Origin of the sequence: Actinomycetospora sp. CA-053990 (assembly GCF_050948445.1) — a bacterium.
GTDB lineage: Bacteria > Actinomycetota > Actinomycetes > Mycobacteriales > Pseudonocardiaceae > Actinomycetospora > Actinomycetospora callitridis.
This window is the reverse complement of record NZ_CP192043.1, coordinates 2570630-2584355: the sequence shown is the minus strand read 5'-3', so window position 1 is coordinate 2584355 and position 13726 is coordinate 2570630. Positions and strand designations below refer to the sequence as shown.

The 13726-nt window shown below is 73.6% G+C and carries 10 protein-coding genes; 4 read left to right on the top strand and 6 right to left on the bottom strand.

Annotated features, from left to right (window positions below; all coding sequences use genetic code 11):
• Positions 1-380: 380 nt before the first annotated feature.
• Entirely contained in the window at positions 381-2105 is a 1725-nt protein-coding gene (gene treZ / locus ACQPYN_RS13220; RefSeq protein ID WP_433037526.1) for a malto-oligosyltrehalose trehalohydrolase, read from the top strand.
• Positions 2106-2146: 41 nt separating this feature from the next.
• Here treZ and ACQPYN_RS13215 read toward each other — a convergent pair whose 3' ends face one another.
• Genes ACQPYN_RS13215 through ACQPYN_RS13205 form a run of 3 tightly spaced genes read right to left on the bottom strand, consistent with a single transcriptional unit; the run spans position 2147 to position 3736 of the window.
• The gene (locus ACQPYN_RS13215; protein ID WP_433037524.1) at positions 2147-2761 is read right to left on the bottom strand and encodes a protein-L-isoaspartate(D-aspartate) O-methyltransferase; all 615 of its coding nucleotides are present in this window, start codon (positions 2759-2761) and stop codon (positions 2147-2149) included.
• Positions 2762-2801: 40 nt separating this feature from the next.
• Complete coding sequence (locus ACQPYN_RS13210) at positions 2802-3299, bottom strand: STM3941 family protein (protein WP_433037522.1); 498 nt, start codon at positions 3297-3299, stop codon at positions 2802-2804.
• A gap of 8 nt (positions 3300-3307) precedes the next feature.
• Entirely contained in the window at positions 3308-3736 is a 429-nt protein-coding gene (locus ACQPYN_RS13205) for a CoA-binding protein (RefSeq protein WP_433037520.1), read from the bottom strand.
• A 110-nt stretch (positions 3737-3846) separates the two neighbouring features.
• On the opposite strand from ACQPYN_RS13205, the gene ACQPYN_RS13200 reads away from it, so the two are divergent.
• On the top strand, positions 3847-6810 hold the full coding sequence (locus ACQPYN_RS13200) for an FAD-binding and (Fe-S)-binding domain-containing protein (protein WP_433037518.1): 2964 nt from the start codon (positions 3847-3849) through the stop codon (positions 6808-6810).
• Between the two features lie 56 nt (positions 6811-6866).
• A complete protein-coding gene (locus tag ACQPYN_RS13195) occupies positions 6867-7166 on the top strand; it encodes a hypothetical protein (protein ID WP_433037516.1) in 300 nt (99 codons plus the stop codon).
• Here ACQPYN_RS13195 and ACQPYN_RS13190 read toward each other — a convergent pair.
• Both ACQPYN_RS13190 and pyk read right to left on the bottom strand, forming a co-directional pair.
• On the bottom strand, positions 7163-8365 hold the full coding sequence (locus tag ACQPYN_RS13190; RefSeq protein ID WP_433037514.1) for a MalY/PatB family protein: 1203 nt from the start codon (positions 8363-8365) through the stop codon (positions 7163-7165). The genes ACQPYN_RS13195 and ACQPYN_RS13190 overlap by 4 nt on opposite strands.
• A gap of 25 nt (positions 8366-8390) precedes the next feature.
• The gene (gene pyk, locus ACQPYN_RS13185) at positions 8391-9809 is read right to left on the bottom strand and encodes a pyruvate kinase (RefSeq protein WP_433037512.1); all 1419 of its coding nucleotides are present in this window, start codon (positions 9807-9809) and stop codon (positions 8391-8393) included.
• Between the two features lie 87 nt (positions 9810-9896).
• Between pyk and ACQPYN_RS13180 the strand changes: the two genes are divergently transcribed.
• Complete coding sequence (locus ACQPYN_RS13180; RefSeq protein ID WP_433037510.1) at positions 9897-11174, top strand: AI-2E family transporter; 1278 nt, start codon at positions 9897-9899, stop codon at positions 11172-11174.
• A gap of 15 nt (positions 11175-11189) precedes the next feature.
• Here the strand turns inward: ACQPYN_RS13180 and ACQPYN_RS13175 are convergent, their stop codons facing one another.
• Positions 11190-13688: a RelA/SpoT family protein gene (locus ACQPYN_RS13175; protein WP_433037508.1), complete on the bottom strand. Its 2499-nt coding sequence runs from the start codon at positions 13686-13688 to the stop codon at positions 11190-11192.
• Between the last annotated feature and the right edge of the window lie 38 nt (positions 13689-13726).

Here is a 13726-nt window from a genome sequence, read left to right as displayed (position 1 = left end):
GTGGGCGGGCTTGCCCAGCGCCCAGGGGTGCTTCGACTGCAGCGTGTCGCGCCAGTACGCGTCGTTGTAGAAGCACGTGAGCTCGGGGCCCCAGGCCATCCACATCGAGAATCGCGTGGTCAGGAGCATCTGCACGACGGTGCGCAGCGGGGTGGGCCAGCTCTCGGGCTCGCCGAGGGGCGTGGCGCTCCAGTCGACCGACGCCATGTCGGCGCCGACGCGCCCGCCACCCGCGAGCAGGGCACGCGTGCCGGGGTCAGCATCGCCGCCCATCGACCACCCCCGTGCACCGTCCTGCCCGGACCCCATCCGCCCGCGCGTCCATCATCCCGGCTCCCCGCCACGCATGCGACGTCGGCCCGTCGGGAACGATCGGTCCCGTGGCACAGGAGTTCGCGGTGTGGGCCCCCGACCGTACGACGGTCGGACTGGTCCTGGACGACCGGATCGAGACGATGACGGCGGGAGCGGACGGCTGGTGGTCGGTCACCGTGCCGGACGCCGGTCCGGGGACGGACTACGCGTTCGCCCTCGACGGCGGCGAACCGCTCCCCGACCCGCGCTCGCGATGGCAGCCGCACGGGGTGCACGCCCCGTCCCGGGTCGTCGAGGTCGAGCCCTCCCCCGCCGACGCGGCCTGGACCGGCCGGTCCCTCCCCGGGTCGGTGATCTACGAGATGCACGTCGGCACGTTCACCGAGGGCGGCACGTTCGCCAGCGCGGAGGAGCGGCTCGACCACCTCGTCGAGCTCGGCGTCGACCTCGTCGAGGTCCTGCCGGTCAACGCCTTCGACGGCACGAGGGGCTGGGGCTACGACGGCGTGCTCTGGTACGCGGTCACCGAGAACTACGGCGGGCCGGTGGCGTTCCGGCGGTTCGTCGACGCCTGCCACGCCCGGGGGCTCGGGGTCGTGCTCGACGTCGTCTACAACCACCTCGGACCGTCCGGGGCCTACCTCGACCGCTTCGGGCCCTACTTCCTCGGCGAGAACGTCTGGGGTCCGTCGCTGAACCTCGACGGGCCGGGGTCGGACACCGTGCGCCGCTACATCCTCGACAACGTCACGATGTGGCTGCGCGACTACGGCGTCGACGCCCTGCGCCTCGACGCCGTCCACGCCCTGCGCGACGCCCGGGCGACCCACCTGCTCGAGGAGATGGCACAGCACGTGGCGACGCTGTCGGCGCACCTGCGCCGCCCGCTGACCCTCATCGCCGAGTCGGATCTCAACGACCCGCGGCTGATCACGCCGCGCGAGGCCGGCGGGTACGGGCTGGACGCGCAGTGGTGCGACGACATCCACCACGCCCTGCACTCGGCGCTCACCGGGGAGACCCAGGGCTACTACGCCGACTTCGGCGCGTTCTCCGTCCTCGCCGACGTCCTGCACCACCCGTTCCACCACGCCGGCACCTGGTCGAGCTTCCGCGGGCGCACCCACGGCCGGCCCGTCGACACGCTCACGACCCCCGGCCACCGCTTCCTCGCCTACCTCCAGGACCACGACCAGATCGGCAACCGCGCCGCCGGTGATCGGCTGTCGGCCACCGTGTCGCCGGGCCTGCTGGCCTGCGGGGCGGCGCTGGTGCTCTGCTCGCCGTACACCCCGATGCTGTTCATGGGCGAGGAGTGGGGCGCGTCGACGCCGTGGGCGTTCTTCGTCGGCTTCGAGGACCCCGCCCTGCAGGACGCCGTGCGCGAAGGCCGTCGCGGGGAGTTCGCCGAGCACGGCTGGGGCGCCTCCGACGTGCCCGACCCGACGGCGCTCTCGACGTTCGAGGACTCACGGCTCGACTGGTCGGAGATCGACCGCGAACCCCACGCCTGGCTGCTCGGCGTGCACCGGGAGCTGATCGCCCTGCGCCGTGCCCACCCCGAGCTCACCGACCCCCACCTCGACCGGGTGCGGGTGGACGCCGACGCGGACGCGCGCACGCTCGTGGTGCACCGCGGTGACCTGCGGCTGGCGGTCAACCTGGGCGGGGCCCCGGCGACGCTGCCGGTGGCGGCGCGCGAGGTGCTCTGCGCCCCGTCGGGCGTCGACACTGCCGCCGCCGACTCCCTGACCCTCCCGGCGGAGTCGTTCGCCCTGACCCGTACGTGAGCGAAGTTCCCGGCTATAGCCGGGAACTTCGCTCACGGGGCCTACAGCAGCGGCACGAACGACACCGGCATGAACCGCTCGACGTGGCCGTCGCGGCGCATCCGGACGAGGTCGCCGCGACGGCCGTGGCCCACGGGGCAGACGAGGACGCCGCGGTCGGTGAGCTGGCCGAGCAGCGTCGCCGGCACCTCGCCCTCGGCCATCGCGGCCACGGAGATCGCGTCGAAGGGCGCCTTGTCGGGGGCGCCGGCGCGCCCGTCGCCGTGGCGGACCTCGACGTGGTGGCCGGTGGCCGCGAGGGCCGCGCGGGCGCCGGCGGCGAGCGAGGGGTGGTACTCGATGCTGATCACCTCGCGCGCGCACCGCGAGAGCACCGCCGCGGCGTACCCGCTGCCGGTGCCCACCTCGAGCACGCGCTCGCGCCCGGTGAGCTCCAGCAGGGCGGCCATCGCCCCCACCATCGCGGGCGCGGAGATCGTCTGGCCGCACGCGATCGGCAGCGGCCCCGGGCCGTAGGCCTCGTCCGCGCGGTGCGCGGGCACGAACCGGTGGCGCGGCACCTCGAGCATCGCCCGCAGGACCCGCGAGTCGGTGACCCCCTGCCGGCGCACCTCGGCGACCATCGCCCGGCGACGACGCGCGCGGTAGCTGGCCACGCCGGAACGCTTCCGCACCGGCGACGCGCCGGTCAACGGCTCACGGACGGAACGCCTCGATGTCGGCGGCGAGCTCCTCGGCCGGGACGGGGAGCACCGAGGGCGGCAGGACGACGGGGCTGCCGAGGCGCCCGGCCTGGGTGCGTCCGACGCGGGCGCGGGCCGGGGTGGTGCGGGCGAGGACGGCCTCGGGGTCGCGCACCCCGATGACGAGCATCCCGCCGCCCCGGGCGGGCAGGACGTCGATCGACCCGACCTCCGACCAGGGCAGGAACCCGGCCGTGACGATCGACCCGCCGTCGTCGATGCCCTCGGGCGTGGCGACGAGCAGGGGGCGGCCCCGCAGCAGGCGCACCGCCGCGCGCACGGTGCCGACCCCGAAGAACACGATCAGGACGAGGCCGAGCACGAGGCTCGCGGTGCCCCCGAGGGTCGCCAGCCAGATCCCGGCCGCGAGCCCGACGACGCCCGTGGCCAGCGCCAGCGCGGGGGCGGTGCGGGGCGCGCGGACCTCGAGACGGCCGGGTTCGCGGGTCACGGCCGGACTCATGCGCACCATCGCTTGTGCTCGGCGCGCAGGTCGCGGTCGGCCACGGCCACCAGGCCCGCCGCCCGGGCACGGTCGGACGCGCGCGCCGTGGTGTCCGCGTCCGCGACGTCGCTCGGCAGCCACACGGCGCGCCCCCCGACGCCCGCGACCTCGTCGATCACGGCGTCCCAGGCCGCCGGCCCGCGGCAGACCACGACGAGATCAGGCGTCGGGACGTCGGCGAGCGTGGGTGCGCAGAGCCGCCCGAGGGTCTCGACGACGTGGGGGTTGACGAGGTCGACGGCCCACGCGGTCCGGTCGAGCAGATAGGCGCCGAGCCGGAAGCTGGGCCGGTTGAAGCGGTCGGAGACCCCGAGCAGCGCCACCCGGCGCACGCCGGTCAGGAGCGCGCCGACGGCGGCGTCGTCCAGCGCTTCGGTGGTCACGTCGTCCATCCTCCCGCAGCCCTGTGAGCACTTCCGGCCCCTAGGGGGGCGGATAGTGCTCACGACCGGGAGAACTTGCGGCGGCGTGCGGCGGCGCCCAGAGTCGTCCGGTGGCCACGGTCGATCTCGTCCCTCCGCGCACGCGCCCGCGGACCGCCGAGGAGAACCTCGAACGCGCGCTGGCCGACCGGGTGGACGGCGAGGTGCGCTTCGACGCCGGGTCGCGCGCCACGTACGCCGTCGACTCCTCGAACTACCGCCAGGTCCCGATCGGCGTGGTCGTCCCGCGGACGATCGACGCCGGCGTCGAGGCGCTCGCCGTGTGCCGCGAGCACGACGTCCCGGTGCTCTCCCGCGGTGGCGGCACGAGCCTCGCCGGGCAGTGCTGCAACGCCGCCGTGGTGATCGACTGGTCGAAGTACTGCACGCGCATCGTGTCGGTCGACGAGGACGCGCGCACCTGCGTCGTCGAGCCCGGCATCAAGCTCGACGACCTCAACGCCGCCCTGCCCGGCCGCCTGATCTTCGGCCCGAAGCCCGCGACGCACGTCAGCTGCACGCTCGGCGGGATGATCGGCAACAACTCCTGCGGGTCGACCGCGCAGACGTTCGGCAAGGTCGCCGACAACGTCAGGCGCCTCGAGGTGCTCACCTACGACGGCCTGCGGATGTGGGTCGGGCCGACGTCCGAGGAGGAGTACGCCGCCATCCAGGCCGCCGGCGGGCGGCGTGCGGAGATCTACCGGGGGCTGCGGGCGATCGCCGCCGACCACGCCGGGCTGGTGGCCGAGCGCTTCCCCGACATCCCCCGCCGCGTGTCGGGCTACAACCTCGACGACCTCCTGCCGGGCCCCGACACCGACGGCACCGGCCTCGACCTCGCTCGCGCGCTGGTGGGCTCGGAGTCGACGCTCGTGACGGTGCTGCATGCCGAGCTCGACCTCGTCGTCGAGGCCCGGCACACCGCGCTGGTGGTGCTCGGGTTCCGCGACATCGTCGCGTCCGCGCGCTGCGTCGACGCGATCCTGCCGCACGAGCCGCACTTCCTGGAGTGCATCGACCGCGTGATCGTCGAGTTCCAGCGCGTCAAGGGCGTCCACCAGCGTGCGATGGCCGCGATGCCCGAGGGACACAGCTGGCTGATGGCCCAGATCCGCGACGACGACCCCGCACGGGTCACCGAGCGCGCGCAGGCGCTGGTCGACGATCTGGCCCGCCTCCCCGACGGCCCGTCCGTCCTCACCGTCACCGACCCGGGAGAGCAGGCCGAGCTCTTCGGCATCCGGGAGGCGGCCCTGCCCGTCTCGGCACGCGACCCGCGCACCGGGCAGGACAACTTCGAGGGCTGGGAGGACGCGGCCCTGCCCACCGACCGCCTCGCGGACTACCTGTCGGAGTGGGTCGCCCTGCTCGAGGAGTACGGGTACAGCGAGGGCACGGCGATCTACGGGCACTTCGGTCACGGCTGCATCCACACCCGCATCCCGTTCGAGCTCGGCTCGACGGCGGGCGTCGCGGCCTACCGCTCGTTCATGGAGCGTTCGGCGGACCTGTGCGTGAAGTACGGCGGGTCGCTCTCGGGCGAGCACGGCGACGGGCAGTCGCGCGGCGAGCTGCTCCAGCGGATGTACGGGCCCGAGCTCGTGGCGGCCTTCGAGTCGGTCAAGGCGCTCTTCGACCCCCACAACAGGATGAACCCCGGCAAGGTCGTCCACCCCTTCCGGCTGGACGAGAACCTGCAGATCGGTCCCGACTACGACCCCGTCGAGCCCGCCTCGGCGTTCTCCTACCCGTCCGACGACGGCCGCTTCACCCGCGCGGTGGAGCGCTGCATCGGGGTCGGGCGGTGCCGGCGCACCGAGGGCGAGGTCATGTGCCCCTCGTACCGCGCCACCGGCGAGGAGCACCACTCCACCCGCGGCCGCGCACGCCTGCTCTGGGAGATGCTGCGCGGGCACGAGGACTCGCCGATCACCGACGGCTGGCGCTCCACCGAGGTCCGCGACGCCCTCGACCTGTGCCTGGCGTGCAAGGGCTGCCTGTCGGACTGCCCGGTCAACGTCGACATGGCGACCTACAAGGCCGAGTTCCTGCACCACCACTACGAGGGCCGGCAGTGGCGCCGCCCGCGCTCGCACCTGTCGATGGGCTGGCTGCCGGCGCTCGCCCGCGTCGCGTCACCGCTCGCGCCGCTGGTCAACCGGATCACCTCGTCCCGCGTGGCGGGGCTGCTCAAGAGGGCCGGCGGCATCGACGAGCGCCGCGCGATCCCCGCGTTCGCCACCCCGCGGTTCACCCACTGGTTCCGCGAGCGGGGCTCGCGCGGCTCCGGCGAGCGCGGCGAGGTGCTGCTCTGGCCGGACACGTTCACCGAGTTCCTCCACCCCAGCGCCGGCGCCGACGCCGTCCGCGTGCTCGAGGCCGCCGGCTTCACGGTGCGGGTCCCGGAGCAGGAGCTGTGCTGCGGCCTGACCTGGGTGACGACGGGCCAGCTCGACGTCGCCGCGAAGGTCCTCGGACGGACGCTGGACGCCCTCGCGCCGGCCGTCGGCGACGGCATGCCGATCGTGGGGCTCGAGCCGAGCTGCACCGCGGTGTTCACCGACGACGCCCCGAACCTGCTGCCCGGGCCCCGCGCCGACGCGATCGCCGCGGCGACGACCACCCTCGGACGGCTGCTGGCCGAACGCGCGCCGGACTGGACGCCGCCCGGGCTCGCCGGACGCGAGGTGATGGTCCAGCAGCACTGCCACCAGCACGCCACCGGCGGCTACGGCGCGGAGGCCGACCTGCTGCACCGCGCCGGCGCCGAGGTGGAGGTGCTCGACTCCGGGTGCTGCGGGCTCGCCGGCAACTTCGGGTTCGAGCAGGGGCACTACGAGGTGTCGGTGGCCTGCGGGGAGGCGGTGCTCCTGCCCCGGGTGCGGGACGCCGACGCCGCCACCGCGGTGATCGCCGACGGCTTCTCCTGCCGCACCCAGATCGACCAGCTCACCGAGCGCCGGGGCGATCACCTCGCCTCGCTCCTCGCCTCCGGCCTCCCCGACGAGGAGTTCCTCCCCTGGCCTTCGTGAGCCATCCTGGGGTCCCACAGGCCCGAAGTCCGCTCACGGGAGACGGGGGACCGACGATGGCGATCGCGGTGGAGACCACCTTCCACGGGGTCACGCTGGCCGAGTACGACGACCTGCTCCGGCGCCTCGAGTTCCGGCGCGGCGGCGACTCTGAGCCCGGCTGCCTGTTCCACTACACGATCCCGACCGACGACGGGTTTCGTGGCGTCGACGTGTGGGAGTCGGCCGAGGCGTTCGAGCGGTTCGTCGGCGGACGGCTCGCGCCGGTCCTCGAGCACCTCGGGATCGAGCGCCCCGAGGTCGCGATGTCCGAGGTCCACAACTACCTGATCGCGCCTGCGGAGCGTCGCGGCTAGGACAGAGCTGCCCCGAGGCGCTCGAGGGCCTCGGTGAGGACGGGGCGGGACATGGCGAGGTTGAGGCGCATGCCCCCGCGCCCGGCCTCCCCGCACGCCGCGCCGTCGGTCATGACCACGCCCGCCTCGCGGACGAAGAACGCCGACGGGGGCTCGTCGAGGCCCAGACCAGCCCCGAGACCCCGGCCGTCGAGCCACGCGAGGTAGGTGCCCTCGGGGACGGTCACCCCGAGCCCCGGCAGGTCGGCGGACGCGAGCAGGGCGCGGTTGCCGTCCAGGTAGGCGAGGACGTCGTCGAGCCAGGCCCGCGCGTCGCGGTAGGCCGCGGTGGTCGCCAGCACCCCGGGCGTCGCGGTGCCGTGCTCGGCGAGGTAGCCGGTGGCCTCCCAGTGCGCGGCGTCGGCGTCGTTCGACAGGATCACCTGCCCGCACTTGAGCCCCGGGGTGTTCCAGGCCTTGGACGCCGAGGTCGCGGTGACGGTGTGCCCCGCGGCAGCCGCGGACGTCGCGGCGTAGGGCCGGTGGCGGTGGGCGTCGAACGTCAGCGGCGCGTGGATCTCGTCGCTGAAGACCCGCCCGCCGTGGCGCTCGACCACCTCGGTCACCGCGGCGAGCTCGTCGACGTCGAACACGCGACCCGTCGGGTTGTGCGGGTTGGTCAGCACCAGCAGGCCCGCGCCGTCGGCGAACGCGCGGTCGATCGCGTCGAGGTCGAGCACGAACCGCGCGCCGTCCCGGGCCATGGGCACCTGGACCAGCTCCCGGCCGAGCATCGCCGGCACGGTGAGGAACGGCATGTAGGCCGGGGTCGGCAGCACGATCGCGCTGCCGGGCCGGGTGAAGTGCCGGACGGTCGCGGTGAACGCGGTGAGCACGTCGGGCACGGGGCGCACCCGGGCCGGGTCGGGCGCCCAGCCGAGTCGCTCGCCCCAGAACGCCGACGTCGCCGCGGCCATGTCGGCGACCCAGTCGTCGGGCAGGTAGCCGAAGCGCGACCCGTCGGCCGAGGCGCGGACCGCGTCGGCCACGGCGTCGGCGACCGGGTAGTCCATCTCGGCGACGAACGCCCCGATCAGGCCCTCGCGCTCGCCACGTCGCCACGAGCCGGGCGTCGACCACTTCCAGGAGCCGCCCGCCCGCATGTGCGCGGCGGTGAGGGCGTCGAACCGGTGGGACAGCGTGGTCGGATCGGCGGTCACGCCCGTCGATGATGCCATCGACGGCTCAGCGCGCGTCCTCCCCGATCTTGTGGACGCGCAGCAGGTTGGTCTTGCCGACGGTGCCGGGCGGCGAGCCGGAGACGATCACGACGAGCTCGCCTGCGGCGAAGCGCCCGATCTCCAGCAGCGACGCGTCGACCTGACGGATCATCGCGTCGGTGGTGTCCGCCCAGGGCACGAGGAAGGTCTCGACGCCCCAGCTCAGCGCGAGCTGGCTGCGGACCTCGGGGATCGGCGAGAACGCCAGCACCGGCAGCCGGGTGTGCAGGCGGGCGAGCCGGCGGACCGTGTCGCCGGTGCGCGTGAACGCCACCAGCGCGCGGGCGTTGAGGCGCTCGCCGATGTCGCGCGCGGCGGTGGTCACCACGCCGCGCTGGGTGCGCGGGACGTGCTGGATCGGCGGCACCGAGGCCGGGCCGACCTCGACCGCCGCGACGATCCGGGACATCGTCTGGACCGTCTCGATGGGGTAGTCGCCGACGCTGGTCTCGCCGGAGAGCATCACGGCGTCGGCGCCGTCGAGCACGGCGTTGGCCACGTCGGAGGCCTCGGCCCGGGTCGGCCGGAAGTTGTGGATCATCGACTCGAGCATCTGCGTCGCCACGATCACCGGCTTGGCGTTCTCGCGCGCGATCTGCACCGCGCGCTTCTGCACCAGCGGGACGTCCTCGAGCGCCAGCTCGACGCCCAGGTCGCCGCGGGCGACCATGATCGAGTCGAAGGCGAGGACGATCGCCTCGAGCGCGTCGACGGCCTCGGGCTTCTCGATCTTCGCGATCACCGGGAGGCGCGAGCCGTACTCGTCCATGATCTTGTGGACCAGCTCGGCGTCCGCGGGCGAGCGCACGAAGGACAGCGCGATCATGTCGACGCGCAGGCCGAGGGCGAAGCGCAGGTCGGCCTCGTCCTTGTCGCTCATCGCCGGCACCGACACCGCGGTGTGGGGCAGCGAGATGCCCTTGTTGTCGGAGACCCGGCCGCCCTCGATCACGCGGCAGACGACGTCGCGGCCCTCGACGGCGGTGACCTCGAGCGCGACGTTGCCGTCGTCGATCAGCAGCGACTCGCCGGGACGGGCGTCGTCGGCGAGGCCCTTGTACGTGGTGCCGACGCGGTCGTGGGTGCCCGCGACGTCCTCGGTGGTGATCGACACCGTCTCGCCCGTGGCCCACATCTGCGGGCCGTCGGCGAAGCGTCCGAGTCGGATCTTCGGGCCCTGCAGGTCGGCCAGGATGCCGACCGCGCGGCCCTCGCTGTCGGCCGCCTCGCGCACGAGGCGGTAGATCCGTTCGTGCTCGGCGTGCTCGCCGTGGCTGAAGTTGAGACGGGCCACGTCCATGCCGGCGCGGACGAGGTCACGGATGGCCTCGGGCGTCGACGTCGACGGCCCCAACGTGCACACGATCTTCGCTCGTCGGCTCACGGCCCTCATGGTATCCCGCTCTGCACCGATCCAGCAGTGGCCGGGCGCCAGAGAACGTCCGGCGGCCCGCGCGACTACGGTGAGGCGGTGACCCTGCCGACGATCGGAGCGGATCCCCCGGACGGCGCGGGCGACACCGGAGCGGCCGCTGCCGGGGGCGGCATCCTCCTCCAGGGACGCAAGCGCTGGGAGGTCCCGCCGGCCCTCGAGATCGCCACCGCGCTCGCCTGGCGCCTGCTGCTCCTGGGTGCGGCGATCCTGGTCGTCATCTACGTCCTGGGCCTGCTCGGGGCGGTCGTGGTGCCCGTCGTCCTCGCGCTGATCGCGGCCTCCCTGCTCGCGCCGTCGGCCCACGCGCTGTCGCGCATCCGGTGGCTGCCGCACGCGGTGGCCACCGCGATCGTCATCGTCAGCGGCGTCGCCGTCGTCGGGGGCGTGTTCTACGGCGTCGGGCTGGCCTTCGTCTCCGGCCTCCCGGAGCTGTCGTCACAGCTGCTCGCCAGCGTGGCGGGCATCCAGCAGTGGCTGCGCACCGGCCCGCTCGGGCTGAACAACGAGCAGTTCACCGAGGTCGGCAACCAGCTCTTCGCCTACCTCCAGTCCAGCCAGGCGACGCTCGCGCAGAGCGCCCTCGGCGCGGTGAGCACCGTGGGCGAGGTCCTCACCGAGCTCCTGCTGGCCCTCTTCACGCTGATCTTCTTCGTCTACAACGGCGGCACCGTCTGGCGCTTCGTCCTCGGCGCGGTCCCGCGCCAGGCCCGCGACCGCGCCGACATCGCCGGACGCCGCGCGTTCGCCTCGCTCGTCGGCTACACCCGCGCGACGATCCTCGTCGCCGCCGCCGACGCGATCACCGCGGGCGTCGGGCTGTGGCTGATCGGCATCCCGCTGCCCGTGCCGCTGGCCGCGCTCATCTTCTTCGGCGCCTTCGTGCCCACCCTCGGCGCCGTCGTCTCCGGCGTCGTCGCGGTGCTCGTCGGCCTGGTCAGCGGCGGCATCACCGACGCCCTGCTCGTCGTCCTGCTGCTCGTGCTGGTGCAGAACCTGGAGGGCTACATCCTCCAGCCCCTGCTGCTCGGGCGGTCGATCAAGCTCCACCCGCTCGCCGTCGTGCTGCCGATCGCCTGCGGCCTCGTGCTGGCCGGCATCGCCGGTGCCCTGCTCGCGGTCCCGCTCGTCACGGTCATTGACGCCGGGGTCCGCTCCCTCATGCGCCCCTCCGACGGTCCCGGGCTCGACCCGGAGTCGGTCGACGCCCTCGACCCCCGTTCCGCCCGTCCCGACTGGCACACCGACGAGCAACCCCCGCGCAACCTCGTCGCCCGGGCCGTCGACGCCCTCCGCGCACGGTCGTCGTCGGCCTGAGCCCGGAACGGAGCCTCAGCTCGCGGAGGTCACCCGGTAGACGTCGTAGACGCCCTCGACGTTGCGGACCGCCTTGAGCACGTGGCCGAGGTGCTTGGGGTCGCCCATCTCGAACGAGAAGCGGCTGACGGCCACGCGGTCGCGCGAGGTGGTGACCGACGCGGAGAGGATGTTGACCTTCTCGTCGGCCAGCACCTTGGTGATGTCGGAGAGCAGCCGGTGCCGGTCGAGGGCCTCGGCCTGGATCGCGACGAGGAACAGCGCGCTGGACGACGACGCCCAGTGCACGTTGACCAGACGCTCGGGCTCGCTGCGCAGCTCGTCGGCGTTGGTGCAGTCGGTGCGGTGCACGCTGACGCCGCCGCCGCGGGTGACGAACCCCAGGATGCCGTCGCCGGGCACCGGCGTGCAGCAGCGCGCCAGCTTGATCCAGACGTCGCCGGCGGAGTCGTCCATGTCGTCGATGACGACGCCGACGTCGCCGGTGCCGCGCCGGCGCTGGACCGTGGAGGGCGTGGCGCGGTCGGCCAGCTCCTCCTCGTTCTGCTCGACCCCACCGAGCAGCGCCACGAGCCGCTGGACGACGTGGCGCGCCGAGACGTGGTGCTCGCCGACCGCGGCGTAGAGCGCGGAGACGTCGGCGTAGCGCAGTTCGTGGGCCAGGGCGCCCATGGAGTCGCCCGAGACGAGGCGCTGCAGCGGCAGGCCGGTGCGCCGCGCCTCGCGGGTGATGGCCTCCTTGCCGCCCTCGATCGCCTCCTCGCGGCGTTCCTTGGCGAACCACTGCTTGATCTTCTGCTTGGCCCGTGGCGAGGCGACGAAGCCCAGCCAGTCGCGCGACGGGCCGGCGCCCTCGGCCTTCGACGTGAAGATCTCGACGACCTCGCCGTTCTCGAGCTCGCGCTCGAGGGCGACCAGCCGGCCGTTGACCCGGCTGCCGATGCACCGGTTGCCGACCTCGGTGTGCACCGCGTAGGCGAGGTCGACCGGCGTCGACCCGCTGGGCAGCGTGATGACGTCGCCCTTCGGCGTGAACACGAAGATCTCGCGGGTGGCGAGGTCGTAGCGCAGCGACTCGAGGAACTCCCCCGGGTCCGCCGCCTCCCGCTGCCAGTCCAGCAGCTGGCGCATCCACGCCATCTCGTCGAGCTCGAGGGTGCCGTCGCCGTTCGAGCCGTTCGAGGAGCTCTTGTGGGTCCCCTTGGGGGTCTCCTTGTAGCGCCAGTGCGCCGCGATGCCGTACTCGGCGGTGCGGTGCATGTCGTGGGTGCGGATCTGCACCTCGAGCGGCTGCCCGTCCGGCCCGATCACGGTGGTGTGCAGCGACTGGTAGACGCCGAACCGCGGCTGGGCGATGTAGTCCTTGAACCGCCCGGGCATCGGCTGCCACAGCGCGTGCACCATGCCCATCGCGGCGTAGCAGTCGCGCACGTCCTCGACGAGCACGCGCACGCCGACGAGGTCGTGGATGTCGTCGAAGTCCTTACCCTTGACGATCATCTTCTGGTAGATCGAGTAGTAGTGCTTCGGCCGCCCGAGCACCTCGGCCTTCACCCGGGCCTCGGTGAGCTGGCCGGACACCTCGTCGATCACCGAGCGCAGGTAGGTGTCGCGGCTGGGCGCGCGGTCGGCGACGAGACGGACGATCTCGTCGTAGCGCTTCGGGTGCAGGATCGCGAACGCGAGGTCCTCGAGCTCCCACTTGACCGTCGACATCCCCAGCCGGTGGGCCAGCGGCGCGAGCACCTCGAGGGTCTCGCGGGCCTTCTTGGCCTGCTTCTCCGGCTTGAGGAAGCGCATCGTGCGCATGTTGTGCAGCCGGTCGGCCAGCTTGATGACGAGCACGCGCGGGTCGCGCGCCATCGCCACGACCATCTTGCGGATCGTCTCCGCCTCGGCCGCGGCGCCGAGCTGGACCTTGTCGAGCTTGGTGACGCCGTCGACGAGGTGCGAGACCTCGGCGCCGAAGTCGGAGGCGAGCTTCTCGAGCGAGTAGTCGGTGTCCTCGACGGTGTCGTGCAGCAGCGCTGCGACCAGCGTGGTCGTGTCCATCCCGAGCTCGCCGAGGATCGTCGCGACCGCCAGCGGGTGCGTGATGTACGGGTCGCCGCTCTTGCGCATCTGCCCGTCGTGCGAGCGCTCGGCGATGTCGTAGGCGCGCTGCAGCGTGGCCATGTCGGCCGACGGGTGGAGCTCGCGGTGCACCGCGGCCAGCGGCTCGAGCACCGGCTTGACCACGCCCGAGCGCTGGGCGGTGATCCGGCGGGCGATGCGGGCGCGCACCCGGCGCGTCGCCGAGGGCGGGCGGGTGGCGCTGACCGGCGGGGCCGGCGAGAGGCCTGCGGACTCGAGGACCGCGTCCTCGCGCGTGCCCCGGTCGTCGTCGGTGCCGTCCGACGGGGCGGGTTCGGTGGCCAGCGGTGTGCCCGTGGCGTCGACGTGCTGGCTCACGCGTCGTCCCCTTCCCCTCCGACCGACGGGCGGGGCCTGCGCCCACCCGTGTCCGGAATCCATCCAGGATATCCCGGCATCGGCGGGGTGTCCGGTCGCCG